At 72.4% G+C, this 15,020-nt stretch carries 14 protein-coding genes; 5 read left to right on the plus strand and 9 right to left on the minus strand.

Features of this window, described 5'->3' with window-relative positions:
- Positions 1 to 98: 98 nt before the first annotated feature.
- From ACZ69Q_RS21940 to ACZ69Q_RS21975, 8 genes are all read right to left on the minus strand, one after another.
- A complete protein-coding gene (locus ACZ69Q_RS21940; RefSeq protein WP_471044326.1) occupies positions 99 to 1,385 on the minus strand; it encodes an HD-GYP domain-containing protein in 1,287 nt (428 codons plus the stop codon).
- Positions 1,386 to 1,443: 58 nt separating this feature from the next.
- Positions 1,444 to 2,733 carry an HD-GYP domain-containing protein gene (locus ACZ69Q_RS21945; protein WP_471044328.1) on the minus strand — a complete coding sequence of 430 codons (1,290 nt, stop codon included), beginning with the start codon at positions 2,731 to 2,733 and terminating at the stop codon, positions 1,444 to 1,446.
- A 105-nt stretch (positions 2,734 to 2,838) separates the two neighbouring features.
- Positions 2,839 to 3,141 carry a mycothiol system anti-sigma-R factor gene (gene rsrA / locus ACZ69Q_RS21950; RefSeq protein ID WP_471044330.1) on the minus strand — a complete coding sequence of 101 codons (303 nt, stop codon included), beginning with the start codon at positions 3,139 to 3,141 and terminating at the stop codon, positions 2,839 to 2,841.
- Positions 3,138 to 3,833, minus strand: coding sequence for an RNA polymerase sigma factor SigR (gene sigR / locus ACZ69Q_RS21955; protein WP_471044332.1), 696 nt, complete (start codon positions 3,831 to 3,833; stop codon positions 3,138 to 3,140). Before sigR ends, rsrA begins: the two co-directional genes overlap by 4 nt.
- A 257-nt stretch (positions 3,834 to 4,090) precedes the next feature.
- Positions 4,091 to 4,738, minus strand: coding sequence for an alpha/beta hydrolase family protein (locus ACZ69Q_RS21960; protein ID WP_471044335.1), 648 nt, complete (start codon positions 4,736 to 4,738; stop codon positions 4,091 to 4,093).
- Between the two features lies 1 nt (position 4,739).
- On the minus strand, positions 4,740 to 5,555 hold the full coding sequence (locus ACZ69Q_RS21965) for an SOS response-associated peptidase (RefSeq protein WP_471044338.1): 816 nt from the start codon (positions 5,553 to 5,555) through the stop codon (positions 4,740 to 4,742).
- Positions 5,556 to 5,686: 131 nt separating this feature from the next.
- Entirely contained in the window at positions 5,687 to 6,442 is a 756-nt protein-coding gene (locus tag ACZ69Q_RS21970; protein WP_471044340.1) for a dienelactone hydrolase family protein, read from the minus strand.
- A 46-nt stretch (positions 6,443 to 6,488) separates the two neighbouring features.
- Positions 6,489 to 6,986, minus strand: a complete 498-nt coding sequence (locus ACZ69Q_RS21975; RefSeq protein WP_471044341.1) for a hypothetical protein — start codon at positions 6,984 to 6,986, stop codon at positions 6,489 to 6,491.
- A gap of 383 nt (positions 6,987 to 7,369) precedes the next feature.
- On the opposite strand from ACZ69Q_RS21975, the gene ACZ69Q_RS21980 reads away from it, so the two are divergent.
- From ACZ69Q_RS21980 to ACZ69Q_RS22000, 5 genes are all read left to right on the plus strand, one after another.
- Complete coding sequence (locus ACZ69Q_RS21980) at positions 7,370 to 10,390, plus strand: helix-turn-helix transcriptional regulator (protein ID WP_471044343.1); 3,021 nt, start codon at positions 7,370 to 7,372, stop codon at positions 10,388 to 10,390.
- Between the two features lie 156 nt (positions 10,391 to 10,546).
- Positions 10,547 to 11,269, plus strand: a complete 723-nt coding sequence (locus tag ACZ69Q_RS21985; protein WP_471044345.1) for a M50 family metallopeptidase — start codon at positions 10,547 to 10,549, stop codon at positions 11,267 to 11,269.
- A 110-nt stretch (positions 11,270 to 11,379) separates the two neighbouring features.
- Positions 11,380 to 12,699 carry a 3-phosphoshikimate 1-carboxyvinyltransferase gene (gene aroA, locus ACZ69Q_RS21990; protein WP_471044347.1) on the plus strand — a complete coding sequence of 440 codons (1,320 nt, stop codon included), beginning with the start codon at positions 11,380 to 11,382 and terminating at the stop codon, positions 12,697 to 12,699.
- Between the two features lie 11 nt (positions 12,700 to 12,710).
- The gene (gene rsgA / locus ACZ69Q_RS21995; RefSeq protein ID WP_471044348.1) at positions 12,711 to 13,721 is read left to right on the plus strand and encodes a ribosome small subunit-dependent GTPase A; all 1,011 of its coding nucleotides are present in this window, start codon (positions 12,711 to 12,713) and stop codon (positions 13,719 to 13,721) included.
- Between the two features lie 148 nt (positions 13,722 to 13,869).
- Positions 13,870 to 14,193, plus strand: coding sequence for a DMT family transporter (locus tag ACZ69Q_RS22000; protein WP_471044350.1), 324 nt, complete (start codon positions 13,870 to 13,872; stop codon positions 14,191 to 14,193).
- Between the two features lie 20 nt (positions 14,194 to 14,213).
- Here the strand turns inward: ACZ69Q_RS22000 and ACZ69Q_RS22005 are convergent, their stop codons facing one another.
- On the minus strand, positions 14,214 to 14,822 hold the full coding sequence (locus ACZ69Q_RS22005) for a TetR/AcrR family transcriptional regulator (protein ID WP_471044352.1): 609 nt from the start codon (positions 14,820 to 14,822) through the stop codon (positions 14,214 to 14,216).
- Positions 14,823 to 15,020 lie beyond the last annotated feature (198 nt).

Here is a 15,020-nt window from a genome sequence, read left to right on the forward strand (position 1 = left end):
CCGGACACCCTCTCATTCGCATCCAACCACGTACGGCTGGAAGGGCGCTCATTACCCATGGGTTACCCAGCCACAGGCACTGTCAGACCGCCCGCCCGTCACCCACCACCACCCTGCCCGGGGCTCTCCCGGAGCCGAACGCCCGGGGGCACCCCCAGCGCGCCGCCCCTACGACCCGACAGGACCCGCGCCAGTGATCCCACCACCTCCGGCGAGTAGTCCCCGGCGGTGCCCAGCCGTAGCTCCTCCAGGGCCTTCAGCGGCCCGTCCGGCCCGGCGTCCCGCGCCTTCTCCTCGTAGGCGTTGACCGCCCGCACGATCCGCGCGGCGACCGGCTGCTCCGGACAGGGGTCGGCGAGCCGCTCCACGACCATCGCGACCTGCGGACTCACCCCGGTCTGCCGTACGACCGCCCCGCCGAGCAGCGCGATCCTGCGCTGTTCCTCGACGGGCAGTACGGCGGTGGCGCCGGCCGGCACCGGGTCGAGAAGGCTGAGCTGCCCGATGTCGTGCATGAGGGCCGCGTACTCCAGCACGGTGAGCTCGGCCTCCGACAGGCCCAGCTCCCGCCCGACCTCCCGGCTGAGCGCGGCCACCCGCCGGGCGTGTCCCGCCGGGGTGTACCCGGCGATCTCGGTGGCCCGGGCGAGGGAGGCGATGGTCTGCCGGTAGGTGGTGCGCACGGCGGTGTACCGCCGCACGGACATCTGGGTCAGCAGCAGGGGCAGCGAGAACACAGGCAGCGCCCACAGCCCGACCACGGCGACCGCCGGCGCCATCACCGCGCCCGTGGCACAGACGGCCGAGCCGACCCCGAGGGTCGCCCGCAGCTCGTCCCGCAGCAGCGGCCCGAACGGCCACCGGGTGCGCGCGTGCGCCAGCGCGGCCGCGAGCACGGCGTCGCACAGGGTGGTGAGCGTGAGGATCGCCAGCAGGAGCAGCGCGTAGGAGGTGCCCCAGCCGCGGAACGTGCCCTGGTTGAACAGGGGTTGGAAGCAGGCCGCGGCGAAGCCGACGGTGAGCACGCGCCGGGCGAGATGGTCCAGCACGGGGCGGCCGCGCGCGATGTGCGGGACGCTGCCGAGCAGCGAGGCGGCCAGGACGACGCCGACGACCTGGGCGACGCCGTGCCGGGTGGGCTCACCGCCGCTCTCCCCCAGCAGGGCGTACGACAGCGCGGCGGCGGCGCCGAGGGGCGCGGCCTCCCTGCCTTCGGCCCCGGTCCAGCGGGTGAGCTCACCGAGGGTGACGAAAGCCCCGAAGGCGAGGGCGGTGCCGCGGTCGACGAGGCCGCCGCCCAGCATGCCGAGCAGACAGCCCGCGGCGAGGAGGGCGGCGCAGCCGTGGACGACGGTGAGCAGGGCCGGTGGCCGCGGGCCGCTCACCGGTGCGCTCCGGGGGCGCCCGGGACCTGCGGACGCAGGGCCGGTGGCCGCCTGCCGCTCACCGGTGCGCTCCGGGCGCGCCCGCGACCTGCGGGCGCGGCGCGGGCGCGGCGCTCTCGTCGGCGGTCACCGCGGGGTGCCAGCCGTGCTGGTCGACGGCCCGGGCGAGGGCGGCGACCATCCGGGGGTCGAAGTGCGAGCCCGCGCATTTCTCCAGTTCCCGCACGGCGACGGGCACCGGCCGGGCGCGTGAGTAGGACCGGGTCGACGTCATCGCGTCGAAGGCGTCCGCGACCGCCACCACCCGCGCCGATTCCGGGATCTGACCGCCGCTCAGCCCATAGGGGTACCCGGTGCCGTCCAGCCGCTCGTGGTGGTGCAGTACGGCGGCCCGCGCCTCGCCGAGGAAGGAGATTCCGCGGACCATCTCGTGCCCGTACTCGGGGTGCAGCTCGATGACCCGCCGTTCCTCGGGCGTCAGCGGCCCGTTCTTGCGGAGCAGCCGCGTGGGCACGCCGAGCTTGCCGACGTCGTGCAGGATCCCGGCGAAGCGGAGCACCTCGACGCGCTCGTCGGCGAACCCCAGCTCACGCGCGATCATCATGGTGGCCTGACCGACCCGCTCGCTGTGGCCGCGGGTGTAGCCGTCCTTGATGTCGACGGCCTGCACCAGCGCCCGGATGGTGGCCTGATGGGCCGCGCGTTCCCGGTGGCACTGGGCGAACGCCCACCACGACACGCACATCGGCAGCAGCACGAGCAGCGCGGAGACGGGTCCGTAGGGGCTGCGCCACAGCACGGCCATCATCAGCCCGGCGAGACCGTGTACGGCGATCGGCGCGAGCGAGGGCAGGAACAGCTCGGGCCAGGCCCGGCGTAGCGGCCGGCGCTCGGCGAGCGCGAGGATCGAGCCGTCCAGCGCGGCGAGAACCACGCAGAACGCCAGGACCGCGGCGCCGGCGTGCGCGAGCGCGTGCGGGAAGTCGGCCGCCACCACTGCGTCCCGCTCGCCCAGCGTCCGGTACACCCACGCGGCCGTCCACACCCCGACCACCAGTTGCGCCGCCCGCCACACACGCCGCAGCAACTGTGGCCGGCCGCCGGCCGGGGCGATCAGCGCCCCCGGCACCGCGACCAGCGCGGCTGCGGACGGTGACAGCAGAAAGGCGCCGGCGAGGAGCACCGGATAGAACGAACCGGAAAGCCGCTCGCCCCCGGCGTAGAGCGCGGCCAGCAGGGCCACGGCCCACCAGGGGACCCGAGTCGACGGCAGCGGGTGCAGACACCACAGTGCGCCGAGGGCGACGAGGCCGATGCAGACACGGGCCCGTACGGGTGTCGCCTCCATACGCCCCTCCCGGCCGCGCGCTTCAGGCATGGGAGCCTAGGGCGGCGAGGGGAGGTTCGCGGTCTTATGACCGGTGGATTAGCACGTTCGAGTGACGGCTATGCGTCAGGATTCCTGCGGCGCGGCCGTGATGTCGTGCTCGGGCACGGTCTGCCCTGAGCGGATCAGATCGAGCCGCCCCAGGACCTTGGCGCGCAGGTCGGTGGGCACGTCGTCATGTCCGCAGCACCGCTTGACCAGCTTCTTCACGGCCTCTTCGAGGCCGTACTTCTCCAGGCACGGCGAGCACTCCCGGAAGTGCTGCTTGAACTTGTCACGATCGACGTCCGGCATCTCGCTGTCGAGGAACTCGTAGAGATGATCGAGTACCTCAGAGCAGTCCGTCTCGTGCGGCTCTCCGCAGCTCATGAGCCCGAGCCTTTCGCTTCGTTCGACTCTCCGGCGCCGGCCGGGACCAGTCCGCGCTCGCGGGCGTAGTCCTCGAGCATGCCGCGCAGTTGACGGCGGCCCCGGTGCAGCCGGGACATCACCGTACCGATGGGTGTCCCCATGATGTCCGCGATCTCCTTGTACGCAAAGCCCTCTACGTCGGCCAGGTACACGGCGATCCGGAATTCCTCGGGGATGGCCTGGAGCGCTTCCTTCACGTCCGAGTCCGGCAGATGGTCGAGCGCCTGCGACTCCGCGGAGCGAAGGCCCGTCGACATGTGCGACTCGGCTCGGGCGAGCTGCCAGTCCTCGATCTCCTCGGCCGCGGAGCGCTGGGGTTCACGCTGCTTCTTGCGGTACGAGTTGATGAAGGTGTTGGTGAGGATCCGGTACAGCCACGCCTTGAGGTTGGTGCCCTCGCGGAACTGGTGGAAGGACGCGTACGCCTTGGCGTACGTCTCCTGCACCAGGTCCTCCGCGTCGGCCGGGTTGCGCGTCATGCGCAGCGCGGCCGAGTACATCTGGTCGAGGAATTCGAGCGCGTCCCGCTCGAAGCGCGCGCTGCGCTCGGCGGTCGACTCCGCGGACGTGTCCACGCTCGTGCCCAGGCCCTCGGGCTGCTCCGCCTGGCCGTTGTCGGTCCCTGCGTCGGTACCGGGAACCGGACCCACCTCCTCAAGATTGCGGGCAGGGCCGAAACCGGTCCCACCTGAATCGGAGGATAGACGACCTGCCGTACCTGCCGCCCCTCGAATAGGAGTGGTCCTGGCCGCATGCAGGACCGTCCACTCCAGGTCGGCGCGGCTGCCTGCGGTCGGGCAGAAGGTCGAACCCATGCGGCGGACTTCCTCTCCTACGACGTGTGCGCTGCCGGTTCAGCACCGCTGTCCGCCACAACAGGGACCGGGTCCACAACATTCCCGAAGCTTTACCCCAGTGACCCGACCCACTTCACAGCGGCGGCCGTGACGATCGCCACTGCCTCGTCCTGGTCGAGGGGCGCCCGCTTGGGCACCGCGAACCCGTGATCGCCGTACGGCACCTCGACCAGCTCGTAGTCGCCGTCAGGGAACTCCTCGGGCCTGCCGAACGGGTCGTTCCCGCCCTGCACGACGAGGACCGGCACCCCGGCCCCGAGCAGTTCCTCGGCGCGGGACTTCTCGGGCTTGCCCGGCGGGTGGAGGGGGAAGCTGAGCGCGAGCACGGCGCGCGCCCCGAGTTCGACGGCCGTACGGCAGGCGACGCGGGCGCCGGCGCTGCGGCCGCCGGAGATCACGGGCAGCCCCGGTGCGGCGAGCGCGGGCCACAGGCCCCGCCAGCCGACGTCCAGGGTCTTCGGCGCGGGCGCCACCTTCTTGCCGGCCACCCGCCAGGGCTGCTCCACCAGGGCGACGGTCACCCCGTGGGCCGGCAGGACCGCCGCGAGCGCCACGAGGTCACGCGCCCCGATGCCGCCTCCGGCGCCGTGGCTCGCGGCCAGGACCAGCCGTGCCTTCTTCGCGTGGTGCCAGGTGACGCGGGCGTCGCCCGCATCCGTGCCCACGGTCTCGGTCGTCACCTCAGACTCGGTCGTCACGTCAGAAAAGTGTGCCCTCTTCGGGCCCGTCCAGCTCCTTCAGCAGCTCCGGGCCGTTGTTGCGGACGTTGCTGACCAGCGTGGAGACGGGGTAGGCGCGCATCAGCCCGGCGGGCGGCGGGGCGAGCAGGGTGCGCAGTTCCTCGGGGTCCTTGCGGGAGGGGTCCAGCCAGGCGTCCCAGCGGTCCGGCGTCAGCATCAGCGGCATCCGGGGGTGGATCTCGGCGAGCGTGTGCGGGCCCTCCTCCGGCGCGACGGCCAGCGGGGTCGTCTCGGCCTCCGTGGTGATGACCGAGCAGGTGACCCACCAGGCCTGCGGGTGCTCGTCGGGCAGGGTCGAGTCCCGCCAGAACTCGTACAGCCCCGCCATCGCGAACACCGAGCCGTCGGCGGGCAGCACGAAGTACGGCTGCTTGCGGGGCCGCTTCCGCTTGCCCTCGACCTCCAGGTCCCGCTCCTGACTGCCGGTGACCCACTCGTAGTAGCCGTCGGCGGGGATGATGCAGCGCCGGGAGGTGAACGCGCGCCGGTACGACGGCTTCTCGTGCACCGTCTCCGCGCGCGCGTTGATCATCTTGAAGGCGCTCTCGGGGGTCTTGGACCAGCTCGGCACCAGTCCCCACTTCAGCTTGCGCAGTTGCCGGACCGGCCGCGGGTCGTCCACGTCTTTCAAGGGACGGTCGAGGACGACGTGGACCTCCTTGGTCGGAGCCACGTTGTAGTCCGCCTCGAGGGTCTCCTCGGGCTCCCACTTCTCGATCTCGAAGATTCCTGCGAGATCCTCGGGCCCACGACTGGCCGCATACCGTCCGCACATCTACAACCACCCATCCGACCTGCGAAAACGCCAGATCACTCTGCCTTGGCCGGCACCCGTCGGCATGGTGCCGGGTCAGCGCGCGATCCATCAAGGGTGGCAGACCGCTCCGACACGGACCGCAGAATCGATCAGGGCTTCCGGCTTCCCGCTTCGAGGTGCGTGGCGAAGAAGTCCTCGATGCGCCGCCAGGCGTCGGCAGCGGACTCCGGGTGCGGCTTGATCCCGGCGACGCGCATCAGCGGACGCAGCGCGCGTGGCCCGACCTCGGAGTCGTTGAGGAAGGAGTGCCCGGCGTCCGGGTACTCCTTGACGTCGTGGACGATGCCGAGCCGGTCGAGCGCCGCCTCCAGTGCGGGGGCCGCGCCGCGCAGCGTACGGTCGCGGGCACCGTAGCTCGCGACGACGGGGCAGGAGCCGCCCAGCGCCGCGTCGAGATCCTTCGGCGGGCGGCCGTAGTTGACGGAAGCGGCGTCGAACTCGCCGTCGCTCACGGCGAGGAGCGCGAAGGAACCGCCCATGCAGAAGCCGATGATGCCGATCCGCCCGGTGCAGTCGGGATCCCGGGCGAGGCGGGTGCGGGCCGCCTCGATGTCACGGAAGGCACGGCCGTGTCCGGACAGGGCCGCCCGGAAGGTCGGCACCAGGCAGCGGACGGCCCCTCCGTCGCTGAACAGGTCCGGCATCACCACGAGGTACCCGGCGCTCGCCAGCTTTTCGGCCTGCCGGTGCATCACATCATTGACGCCCAGCGCCTCGTGAACCACGACGACACCGGGCCAGGGGCCCGGTCCGGTGGGCCGGGTGAGATGCCCGGTGAGCCGGCGGGAGCCACCGCGGGCGGCGCTGAGCTCGGTGAGATCGACGGTGGTGGTCGTGGCGGGCATGCGGTCCTCCGGAGGAGGGGCGAGGGCGGGACGGCCGTGGTGCAGCCTACGGCGCGATGAACGGCTGGACGTTCTTGCGGAAGTCCTTGGGCCGCACTTCGTTGTAGTACTTGCCCTTGTCCTCGCCATCCGAGGTGAATATGTACATCGGGCACTCGTCGGACTTGGCCTCCCCCGTGTGCTTGTACAGCTCCTTACCGGTGCGCGCCTCGACGACCTTCAGGCGGTACGAGGTGTTGTACGTACGCACCTTGAAGGGTTTGCCGTCGTCGCCCTCCATGTCGCACACCTTGCCGGTCGCGGTCGCCTTGGTGCGCTCGACACAGACGACCAGCTCGGCCTCGGCCGGCTTGTCCGCGTAGCCGAGGAACCAGCCCTTGGGGAAGTCACCGGCGGACGGCTCGGACTGCGACCAGTCGTCACCGGGTTTGTTCATGAGCATCGCCGGGTGCACGGTCTTCTTCGTGCGGTCGTAGGCGGGCAGCCCCGGGTAGCCGAGCCCTTCCGTGCACACCCGCTCCAGGTCCTGGGCGAACGCCGGCACGTCCGGTCCGTCCGCTGCCGAGCCCGTCGACCGCGATCCGCCGGTATCCCCTCCGGTACCGGCGGTGAGCGACGAGCACCCGCACAGCGCCACGCCCAGAACTCCGGCGGTGATCCATCTGACGGCATGCGGCGTTGAAGACATGTGGGCGACCCCCGATCGATGAAAGAACAGCAGGCAGGGCATGTCCCCCGAGCCATGCCCTGTCCCCCGGCCCTGCTGAAGGAAAGCGTGCCGTCCACCGGCCGCCGCGGACATCGGGGAAGAGCCCCCATGTAGTTGTGCGGCCCTTGTGACTCGTGGGTACTACGCTGTGCGGGCTCGAAGGAGTATTCGACGGGTGCCGGCGGGGGACATCCCGGAAGAGGGCGCAGGGGGCCTGAGTGTCGTCGTTGTCGTCATCGGCACTGGTCGGCAGAGAACCGGAGCGGGATCTTCTGACCGCGGCGGTCGCAGCGGCGGGCGAGGGGCGGGGCTCGTCGGTGTTCGTGCTGGGCGAGCCGGGCATCGGCAAGTCGCGCCTCGTCGAGGAGACAGCGGCCGCAGCCGTGCGCTCCGGACTGCGGGTGCTGCGCGGGCGGGCCGCGTCCGCCGGGCGCGCGGTGCCGCTGCGTCCGCTGGCGGAGGCCGTGTTCTCCGGACTGCGCGGCGAAGGGGCGCCCGCAGACGGGGACCTGGGCCCCTACGAGCCGCTGCTGTCGCGGCTGTGCGGGCTGGCGCCGCAGGACGGTGCGCCGCTGGTGGGCTACGCCGAAGCGGTGCTGCGACTGCTGGGGACCCTCGGACGCTCCGGCGGCTGTGTCCTGGTGCTGGAGGACCTGCACGACGCGGACGCCGACACGCTCACCATCGTCGACTACCTCACGGACAACCTTCCCGGCCAGCGCGCCGTCCTGCTGGCCACCCTGCGCGGTGGGCCCGGTCCCGCGCTCGACCTCGCCGAGGCCGCCGCGTCCCGCCGTACGGCCCGCACGCTGCGCCTCGCCGGCCTCGGCCCCGCCCACACCGCGGAACTGGCTGCCCGCTGTCTGGGCCACGACGACGCGGGCAAGGTCCCGGCGGCCGTACTGGACCGGCTGCACGCCGTCTCCGAGGGTGTCCCCTTCGTGGTGGAGGAACTGCTGACCGCCATGGTCGACAGCGGCAGCCTCGTGCAGCGGCAGGGCGACAACTGGACGGTGACCGGCTCGCTGGACGCCGGCGTGCCCGCGACGGTCGCCGCCGCCGTCCTCCAGCGCGTGGACCACCTGGAACCGGCGGGCGTCGCGCTCTTGGAAGCGGCGGCCGTTCTGGGCAGGCGCTTCCCCGTGGACATCGCCGCCCGCGTCGCCGGGGTCGACCGGACGACGGCGCTCCGCGAGTTGCGGCAGGCGGCACGCGCCCATCTGGTCACCGACGGCGCCGCCGCGGAGGAGCCCGGCTGGCACTCCTTCCGGCACGCCCTGACCGCCGACGCCATCACCCAGCGCCTGCTGCCCGCGGAGCGGGCGGCACTGTGCCTCGCCGCCGCCGACGCGATCGAGTCCGCCGACGCGACAGGGCCCCAGCAGCGGGACGCCGGCCGCCCTGCCCGGCGGGCCCAGGAGCCCGACGGTCTGATCGGCGGTGACCCGGGCGACGACCTGTACCGCCTGGCCGCGGAGCTGTGCGTCGCCGGCGGGCAGCGGGCACGGGCGGCCGTACTGCTCACCCGAGCCGGCCGGCAGGCGGTCCTGCGGGGCGCTCTGCTGACCGCGGTGGAACTCCTCGACCGGGGCCTGGAGCTGACCGCCGACGCGGCCGACGCCCCGCCCGAGGCCGTGGCCCGACTCCTGGAGGAGCTGCTGGGCGCTCTCGTCCTCACGGGCGACGTCCGGCGCGTCCCGGAGCTCGGCGACCGACTGGACCGTGTCCTGACCGCGTGGGGCGCGCCGCCCGCCCGCCGCGCCGCGGGTTTCCTGATCCGGGCCAGGGCCGCGGCCACCGCGCAGCAGTGGGAGGAGGGCCTGACCGCCGTACGGCGGGCACGGGAGTTGCTCGGAGCCGAGCCGGACCCGGCGTCCCGCGCCGCCCTGGACTCGGTCGCCGCGCACCTAGTGCTCAACTCGCAGCGCCCGGACCGGCTGGAGAGCGCCAGGGCCCTGGCCGAAGGGGCCGTGGCGACCGCCGAGGAGGTCGGGCTGCCGGAGGTGAGCTGCAAGGCGCTGAACATGCTGGGGTACTGCCTGCGGCCCCGGGATCTGGCCGAGACGGAGAAGGTGTTCGAACGCCTGGTGGCCACGGCCGACACTCATGCGCTGCCGGTCTGGCGGATACGCGGCCTGCTGGAACTCGGTGTGCTGGACCGGATCCGGTTCACCGGGACCGATCGGCTGCTGGCCGCGCGGAAGGCGGCCGAGGAGACCGGTGCCGTACTCATGACGGCCTGGGCCGACATGCATCTGGCGCAGGCGCATGTGCTGCGCGACGAGCATGATCAGGCCCTGGAGTCCGCCCGGCGGCTGAGGACGACGGCCCGCAGGCTGCGGCTGCGGGAGGTGCAGCTCATCGGCGTCGGAGTGGACGCCATCATCGCCGCCTCCCGTGGCGAGCGGGAGAAACTCCAGGCCGCACTGCACGCCATGCAGAGCGCACTGGCCGGACGGAGCGCCGGAGCACTCTGGGGCTACGCCGACACCTCCGTGTGGGGCTGGGCCCAGGGCATCTGCTCCCTGCTGCGGGAGGAACCCGACCGCGCGATGGCCGAGTTCACCGAGGCGGACCAGGCCATGCGCGCACTGCCCAGTACCCGCGGCGTCACCGGGTTCCTTGGGCCGTACCTGCTCCTGCGTACCGTGCGGGGCGCGGCCGGCTGGGCGGAGCTGGACGGGGCCGTCGCGGACCGGCTCACCCAGGTCCACTGGGACCGGCCCTTCGCCGGGTGGTCCCGGGCCGTACTGCTGGGCCGCGAGGGACGCGCCGCCGAGGCCGCCAAAGCGGCCGAGGAAGCACTGGCCGGGACCGACGCCATCCCCCTGGCCCGTCACCTGGGTCTGCGCCTGGGCGCCTCCGCGGCGCTCGCCGACGGCTGGGGGCGCCCCGTCGAGTGGCTGTGCGCCGCCGAGCAGTTCTTCCACGACCGGGGCACCACACGGGTGTCGGCGGCCTGCCGCGCCCTGCTGCGGGAAGCCGGCTCTCCCGTTCCCCGCCGCCGCCAGGGCCACGACACGATTCCGCAGGAACTGCGGCGGGCGGGGGTGACCGCGCGGGAGTACGAGGTGCTGCGCCTGCTCGGCCGAGGACTGGGCAACCAGGAGATCGCCGAGCACCTCTTCCTCTCGCCACGCACCGTCGAGAAGCACCTCGCGAGCCTCAGGAACCGTACCGAGCGCAGCGGCCGGGCCGCTCTGATCGCCCTGGCACGCCGGTACACCGACGGGCCGTGACCCCGTACTCCTTGGGCCGTTCCCCCGACTCCAGCGCTGTGAACTGAGCGTTCGCCGCCAGGAACGATCGCTGCCACGTCGGCGTCTCAGCTAGCGCCCAGGCATGCGTGCCACACTGCCAGATTCCATCCGACCCCAAGGGAGCCAAAGCCTTACATGGACAGCACCGCATCCGCCTCGCTCGCCTCCCTCTGGGACGAGGTCGCCGGCACCCAGCCCGACCCGAACCTGTGGGTGGTGATCGCCACACTGGTCGCCGCGCTCGTCGTGGTCGTCCCGCACGGCCTGTGGCGCCTCTCGCGCAACGCCATCACCATCGCCCACGAGGGCGGCCACGGACTGGTCGCGCTGCTGACCGGCCGGACGCTGACCGGCATACGCCTGCACTCCGACACCAGCGGCCTCACCGTCAGCCGTGGCAAGCCGCACGGCATCGGCATGATCCTCACCGCGGCCGCGGGCTACACGGCTCCGCCGCTGCTGGGCCTGGGCGGCGCCGCCCTCCTGGCCGGCGGCCGCATCACCCTGCTGCTGTGGCTGGCGACGGCCCTGCTGGTGGCGATGCTGGTGATGATCCGCAACGCGTATGGAGCACTGACGGTGTTCGTGACCGGCGGCACCTTCGTTCTGGTGTCCTGGCTGACCGGCCCGCAAGTGCAGGCGGCGTTCGCGTACGTGGTGGTGTGGTTCCTGCTGGTGGGCGGGGTACGGCCGGCGTTCGAGCTGCAGGCGAAGCGGGCGCGTGGGGGTGCCGGGGACTCGGACGCGGACCAGCTTTCGAGGCTGACACACGTACCGGCGGGCTTGTGGCTCTTCCTGTTCCACGCGGTGTCGTTGTGCTCGCTGATAGGTGGCGGCAGGTGGCTGCTGGCGGTGTGACCAGCCAACTCAAGGGGCGCGGGCCCTGTCGATATGCGGCTCCGCCGCGTGGGCGCGATCAGCCCCCACGGCGCCGCACCCGAACCACATGCTCCTTATAAAGTGAACCCATGGCCCAAAACCCCGCCGCACACACCGCCCTCTGGCCCGCCCCCCACGCGAGCGGACCCGTCGACGCGACGGTCCACGTGCCGGGGTCCAAGTCGGTCACCAATCGCGCCCTCGTCCTGGCCGCCCTGGCGAGCGAGCCCGGCTGGCTGCGCCGCCCGCTGCGCTCCCGCGACACCCTGCTGATGGCCGGTGCCCTGCGCACCATGGGCGTCGGCATCGAGGAGGGCGTCGGCCCCGAGGGCACCGGCGAGGCGTGGCGTGTGCTCCCCGCGGGCCTGCGCGGCCCGGCCACGGTCGACGTCGGCAACGCCGGCACGGTGATGCGCTTCCTGCCGCCGGTCGCCGCGCTGGCCGACGGCCCCGTCCGCTTCGACGGCGACCCCAGGTCGTACGAGCGTCCCCTGCACGGCGTGATCGACGCCCTGCGCGTCCTGGGCGCGCGTATCGACGACGACGGCCGGGGCGCCCTGCCGCTCACGGTCCACGGCGGGGGTGCGCTGGAGGGCGGCACGGTGGAGATCGACGCCTCGTCGTCGTCCCAGTTCGTGTCGGCCCTGCTGCTGTCGGGCCCGCGCTTCAACCAGGGCGTCGAGGTCCGGCACATCGGCTCCTCGCTGCCCTCCATGCCGCACATCCGCATGACGGTCGACATGCTGCGTGCGGTCGGCGCCCAGGTCGACACCCCGGAGTCGGGCGGCGAGCCGAACGTCTGGCGGGTCACGCCGGGCGCTCTGCTGGGCCGCGATCTGACCATCGAGCCGGACCTGTCCAACGCCCAGCCGTTCCTGGCCGCCGCGCTGGTGGCCGGCGGCAAGGTCCTCGTCCCGGACTGGCCGGCCCGCACCACCCAGCCCGGCGACCGGCTGCGCGAGATCTTCACCGAGATGGGCGGTTCCTGCGAACTCACCGAGTACGGGCTCGTGTTCACCGGTTCGGGTGCGATTCACGGCATCGACGTGGACCTGAGCGAGGTCGGCGAACTCACCCCGGGCATCGCCGCCGTGGCGGCCCTCGCGGACTCCCCCTCCACCCTGCGCGGTGTCGCGCACCTGCGGCTGCACGAGACGGACCGGCTGGCCGCGCTCACCAAGGAGATCAACGAACTCGGCGGTGACGTGACCGAGACGGCCGACGGCCTGCACATCCGCCCACGCCGGCTGCACGGCGGCGTCTTCCACACCTACGAGGACCACCGCATGGCCACCGCCGGCGCGATCATCGGCCTCGCGGTGGAGGGCGTGCGGATCGAGAACGTGGCGACGACGGCGAAGACCCTGCCGGACTTCCCCGAACTGTGGACCGGGATGCTCGGGGCGTAGGAGACACCGCCATGCGCCGCTACAGCAAGCACACCGACGAGGACGACATCCGCACCCGCCCGGGTCGTCGCAACACCCGACCCCGTACGAACATCCGGCCCAAACACGAGGACGCCGCCGAGGGCATGGTCCTCACCGTCGACCGGGGGCGGCTGACCTGCCTCGTCGACGACCGGGTCGTGCTGGCGATGAAGGCCCGCGAACTCGGCCGCAAGGCCGCGGTCGTCGGGGACCGGGTGGCGCTGGTCGGCGATCTGTCCGGCAAGAAGGACACCCTCGCGCGCATCGTGCGGATCGAGGAGCGCAGTTCGGTGCTGCGCCGTACCGCCGACGACGACGATCCGTTCGAGCGGGTCGTGGTCGCGAACGCCGACCAACTCGCCATCGTCACCGCCCTCGCCGACCCCGAGCCGCGGCCCCGGCTGATCGACCGCTGTCTGGTGGCGGCGTTCGACGGGGGGCTCGAACCGCTGCTGGTGCTGACCAAGTCGGACCTGGCGTCGCCGGACGAAATCCTGGAACTGTACGGGGCGTTGGACATCCCGCATGTCGTCACCAGCCGGGAGGAGCTGGCGACCGGGGGCGCCGCGGACCGGGTGCGCGAGCAACTGGGCGGCCGGGTCACGGCGTTCGTCGGGCACTCGGGTGTCGGCAAGACGACGCTGGTGAACGCGCTGGTGGCGCAGGACCGTCGGCGTTCGACGGGGCATGTGAACGCGGTGACGGGACGCGGCCGGCACACGACGACGTCGGCGCTGGCGCTGCCGTTGCCGGGGATGGACGGCTGGGTGATCGACACCCCCGGCGTGCGGTCGTTCGGCCTGGCGCATGTCGATCCCTCGCGTGTGATCAACGCGTTTCCCGACCTGCAGCCGGGAACCGAGGGCTGTCCGCGTGCGTGCAGTCATGACGAACCGGACTGCGCGCTGGACGACTGGGTCGCACAGGGTCACGCCGATCCCGCGCGGCTCTACTCGCTGCGGCGGTTGCTGGCCACGCGTGAGCGCACGGAAGGCGACTGAGGAAGGCGGCCGAGGAAGGCGGCCGAGGAAGGCGATTGACCTTCGCGTTGTTTGTCCTCCTGCGAGTCCGGTAAAGGCATAATCGCACCGAGCCGGATCCAAGCCTGACGAAGCGGTCACAGTACGTGGGGATACGGGAGGACAGCACATGGCGTGGCTGCTGGTCATCGTGGCGGGGCTGCTCGAAACCGGCTTCGCCGTCTGTCTGAAGCTGTCGCACGGGTTCACCCGGCTCTGGCCGACCGTCGCCTTCTGCATCTTCGCCCTCGGCAGCTTCGGGTTGCTGACCCTCTCGCTGCGCAAGCTCGACGTGGGGCCGGCGTACGCGGTGTGGACGGGGATCGGCGCGGCGGGTACGGCGATCTACGGGATGATCTTCCTCGGGGACATCGTGTCGACGTTGAAGATCCTGTCGATCACGCTGGTGATCGTGGGGGTCATCGGGTTGCAGCTCTCCGGCTCGTCGCACTGAGACCCGCCCCTCTGTCGGGGTCAGCCCGGCAACTGCCGGTACAGCGAGTTGCGTACGAGATCGGCGACGCCTCCTTCGCCGGGCGGGGCGGCGACGCAGGACAGGGCCAGCCGGACCACGAGTTCACAGGAGCGGGCGAGATCGGCGGTGTCGGGCTTGTTGGTGCCGGGGCCCGTCAGGACGGACACGGCACGGTCGCGCACGATGGCCACGAAGTCGCCGGGCGAGGGCAGGGGTCCGTCGGCGCGGCGCTGCGCCGGGACCGCAGAGGAGGACGGGACGGCGGAGAGGGTCGGCGACGGCAGGCTTTCGCTCCAGCAGCCGGTGAGCATGGCCCGCACGAGGGCGTTGTCGCGGGCGAGGCCGACGGTCCACTCCGCGGTGGCGGTGAGGCGGTCGCGGGCGTCGCTGGGGGTGGCCAGGGCGCGGTCGACGCCGACGAGGTAGCCGTCGGCCTCCCTCCGCACGAGCGCACGCGCGAGCCCATCCTTGCTTCCGAACTCGTTGTACAGCGTCTGCCGGGACACTCCGGCCACCGCGGCCACGTCCACCATCCGCACGGCGGACCACGGCCGGCGCGCCAGCGCCGTGTAAGCGGCGTCCAACAGGGATTCCCGTGCTCCAGGCATCATCGCCTCCCGGGGACGAGCGGCTCTGCGCCCAGATTTGACGCGCACAGGGTCACTGTCAAGGGTTCGCGAAGGCGTGCGGGGGCGCCATTCGGAGCGGGTGCGCGGGTTCTCGACGGGTGAGCGGGCACTCCGCGGGCGGCTGCGGGCACCTCATGCGCTACCCCGTGGCGAGCCACGCGCCGGGCGTGCCGCCGG

Source organism: Streptomyces sp. NPDC036764 (genome assembly GCF_055609385.1).

Bases quoted from the DNA above. Each gene is read 5' to 3' on its own strand.
- aroA (WP_471044347.1), top strand. From the start codon at position 11,380: ATGGCCCAAAACCCCGCCGCACACACCGCCCTCTGGCCCGCCCCCCAC.
- ACZ69Q_RS21985 (WP_471044345.1), top strand. From the start codon at position 10,547: ATGGACAGCACCGCATCCGCCTCGCTCGCCTCCCTCTGGGACGAGGTC.
- ACZ69Q_RS21965 (WP_471044338.1), bottom strand. From the start codon at position 5,555: ATGTGCGGACGGTATGCGGCCAGTCGTGGGCCCGAGGATCTCGCAGGA.
- rsgA (WP_471044348.1), top strand. From the start codon at position 12,711: ATGCGCCGCTACAGCAAGCACACCGACGAGGACGACATCCGCACCCGC.
- rsrA (WP_471044330.1), bottom strand. From the start codon at position 3,141: ATGAGCTGCGGAGAGCCGCACGAGACGGACTGCTCTGAGGTACTCGAT.
- ACZ69Q_RS21970 (WP_471044340.1), bottom strand. From the start codon at position 6,442: ATGCCCGCCACGACCACCACCGTCGATCTCACCGAGCTCAGCGCCGCC.
- ACZ69Q_RS22000 (WP_471044350.1), top strand. From the start codon at position 13,870: ATGGCGTGGCTGCTGGTCATCGTGGCGGGGCTGCTCGAAACCGGCTTC.
- ACZ69Q_RS21945 (WP_471044328.1), bottom strand. From the start codon at position 2,733: ATGGAGGCGACACCCGTACGGGCCCGTGTCTGCATCGGCCTCGTCGCC.
- ACZ69Q_RS22005 (WP_471044352.1), bottom strand. From the start codon at position 14,822: ATGCCTGGAGCACGGGAATCCCTGTTGGACGCCGCTTACACGGCGCTG.